This window comes from Polaromonas sp. P1_E1_2 (assembly GCF_056406035.1).
The window spans coordinates 1-2692 of sequence record NZ_JBFUAZ010000580.1 but is presented as its reverse complement, the minus strand read 5'-3'; the positions used below and the strand labels follow the sequence as shown (position 1 = coordinate 2692).

The following is a 2692-nucleotide window of genomic DNA, read 5'->3' as shown; positions in this document are numbered from 1 at the left end:
CTGTGGTAGCTGACGTGATGGATGCTCATGGATATTCCCCTGGTTAACGGATGCACCCTGCCGGCCAGCCAACCCGGCAACAGCCAACCGGACACCGTGCAGCCAGTTTGACTATAGGGAGGCGATCAGGGGCGCTGTTGATCCAGATCAAACAAGCCGCCGGTTCCACCAAAGCCCGTGTCAGAATATCCGGAAATTTATTCCAACAGGGAGGACTTGATGAACCATTTGTGGACGCGCATCTGTGCGCTGGCGGTTGTACTGTCTTGCGGTGCTGCCCTGGCGCAGCCGATGTCAAAAGACGAAGCCGAAAAAATCTGGGCGGAAGCCCGCGCCGCAGCCAAGGAAGGCCCGCAGGATATTCCCCTGGCCGACCAGGCCGTGCTGAAGCTGCCGGCCGGCCGCATTTTTGTGCCGCAGCCGCAGGCCACCAGGCTTCTCAATGCCATGGGCAACCCCGGCAAGGATTCGCGGCTGCAGGGCCTGGTGTTTCCCGCGGCCAACGATTCCTGGTTTGTCACGGTGCGCTTTGAGTCCGCAGGCTACGTGAAAGACGACGACGCCAAGGACTGGAACGCCGACGACCTTCTCAAAAGCTACCGCGAAGGCACGGAAGCCTCGAACAGCGAACGCAAGAAGATGGGTTTTCCTGAAATGGAAATTGTCGGCTGGGCCGAAAAGCCGGCCTATAACGCCGCCACCCACCGGCTGGTGTGGGCCATGTCCAGCAAGGACCGCGGCGCAGCGCCCGATGCCGCACAGGGCGTGAACTACAACACTTACGCGCTGGGGCGTGAGGGCTACTTCAGCCTGAACCTGGTGACGGCGCTGAATGATTTGCCGAAGGACAAACCCGTCGCCGCGGAGCTGCTGTCGGCCCTGCAATACAACGACGGCAAACGTTATGCCGATTTCAATTCCAAAACCGACAAGGTGGCCGAATACGGCCTGGCCGCGCTGGTGCTGGGCGTGGCCGCGAAAAAACTCGGCTTCTTCGCCGTCGCCGCACTCTTTTTTGCCAAGTTTGCCAAGGTGATCTTTCTGGCCGTGGCGGGGTTTGGCGCGGTGTTCCTGAAATACTTCAAGCGCAAACCGGCTGCAGCGCCCATGCCGGTCGCGGCCGCCGAGCAGGAGACGGTTCCTGCCGCATTCGGCAGTGCAGCAAACGCGTCAACCACCCCGGCAAAACCCCCAGCGCCGCCTACCGCCTGAAAAGCACCTTCGCGTGACGAAACTCCTGCTGCTGCTTTTCACCGGCGCCAAGTTCGGCAAGCTGCTGCTCACGGGCGGCAGCATGCTGATTTCGGTGTTTGCCTACGCGCTGCTGTTCGGCTGGCGCTACGCAGTGGGTTTTGTGGCCCTGCTGTTTGTGCATGAAATGGGCCACTACATCGCCGCGCGGCAGCGCGGCCTCAATGTGGGCGCACCCACCTTCATTCCGTTTGTGGGCGCCTGGGTGGAGCTCAAGGACATGCCGCATGACGCCGAAACCGAAGCCTATGTGGGCCTGGGCGGCCCGCTGCTGGGCACGATAGGCGCGCTGGCCTGCTATTTTCTGGCGCGCGACCAGGACAGCAACCTGCTGCTGGCGATTGCCTATTCCGGCTTTTTCCTGAACCTCTTCAACCTGATTCCGCTGTCTCCGTTTGACGGAGGCCGCATCACCGCGGTGCTGTCGCCGCGCATCTGGTTTCTGGGGGTGCCGGTGCTGGTGGGCCTGTTCTTCTGGCGGCCCAGCCCCATGCTGATCCTGATGGCGCTGCTGGCCGGGCCGCAGCTGCTGAAGGCCATACGCTACAAATCAGACAGCGAAGAAGCGAAAACCTATTACGCCACCAGCGCCGCCACGCGGTTTGAGTACGGCTTTTATTACCTGGCCCTGGCGGCGTTTCTGGCGGTGATGACACACGATGTGCATGAAATGCTGCGCGGCGTCAGCGGCATGCGGTAAATCGGGCTGAATGCGCGGCTCGTGTCAGTCCGGCACAAACTTCGCATTGAAGGTCGCTTCGTCCTCGGGCAGCTCCATCGTCACCAGTTGCCCCATGCGCATGTCGGCGAGGCGRCAGGCGCCGAACAGGCTGTATTTGCCCTTGAGCCCGTAGCTTTCCATGTCGATCAGCATGAAGGAGTGCGGCACAAACACCTGGTGCAGAAAAATCGTGCGGTGCCGGTTGCGCGGCGACGGAAAGAGCTTGTATTGCTCGGTGGTGATGCTTTGTGCTGCTGCCATGATGTGGGTGAGTGAGGGCGGTCGGGGGCGTCCGATGTAATGCGCCAACCCTGACTGTAAGCTCTAGCCTTGCACAGACCTTGCCGCAGCCCTGTTTTTTGCCCACTTATGCCCCAATACCCATGACAGAGCGTCACCCGACCCCCGGAAAAGAAGAAATTGCCCTGCTGGAGCCGTTCGACCGGCTGAGCCTGGGACAGATCCAGGTGGTGGCGACACCGGCCCAGGCCGCCGCAGCGCTGCAGGCCCTGGCCGGCGCCACGGTGCTGGGCTTTGACACCGAGTCGAAACCGACCTTTGCCAAAAACGAGGCGTCTGAAGGGCCGCACATCGTGCAGCTTTCGACGCTCGACAAGGCCTGGATCTTCCAGCTCGAAGATGCCGAATGCCGCCGCGTGGTCGGGTTGCTGCTGAGCTCGCCTGCCATCATCAAGGCCGGCTTCGGCCTGGGGGACGACC

The 2692-nt window shown here is 61.7% G+C and carries 4 protein-coding genes; 3 read left to right on the top strand and 1 reads right to left on the bottom strand.

Features of this window, described 5'->3' with window-relative positions; translation table 11 throughout:
* Positions 1 to 219 precede the first annotated feature (219 nt).
* Both AC1D1P_RS20210 and AC1D1P_RS20205 read left to right on the top strand, forming a co-directional pair.
* On the top strand, positions 220 to 1212 hold the full coding sequence (locus AC1D1P_RS20210; protein ID WP_477674192.1) for a DUF2167 domain-containing protein: 993 nt from the start codon (positions 220 to 222) through the stop codon (positions 1210 to 1212).
* A 13-nt stretch (positions 1213 to 1225) separates the two neighbouring features.
* Positions 1226 to 1951, top strand: coding sequence for a site-2 protease family protein (locus tag AC1D1P_RS20205; RefSeq protein ID WP_477670985.1), 726 nt, complete (start codon positions 1226 to 1228; stop codon positions 1949 to 1951).
* Positions 1952 to 1975: 24 nt separating this feature from the next.
* Here AC1D1P_RS20205 and AC1D1P_RS20200 read toward each other — a convergent pair whose 3' ends face one another.
* The gene (locus AC1D1P_RS20200) at positions 1976 to 2233 is read right to left on the bottom strand and encodes a hypothetical protein (RefSeq protein ID WP_477670986.1); all 258 of its coding nucleotides are present in this window, start codon (positions 2231 to 2233) and stop codon (positions 1976 to 1978) included.
* 122 nt (positions 2234 to 2355) lie between these two features.
* Between AC1D1P_RS20200 and AC1D1P_RS20195 the strand changes: the two genes are divergently transcribed.
* Positions 2356 to 2692: 3'-5' exonuclease family protein (locus AC1D1P_RS20195; protein WP_477674191.1), on the top strand; the 337-nt coding region annotated here is incomplete at its 3' end.

What these genes read in the sequence shown, in the direction of transcription:
- AC1D1P_RS20210 (WP_477674192.1), top strand. Translation starts at nt 220, where the DNA reads ATGAACCATTTGTGGACGCGCATCTGTGCGCTGGCGGTTGTACTGTCT.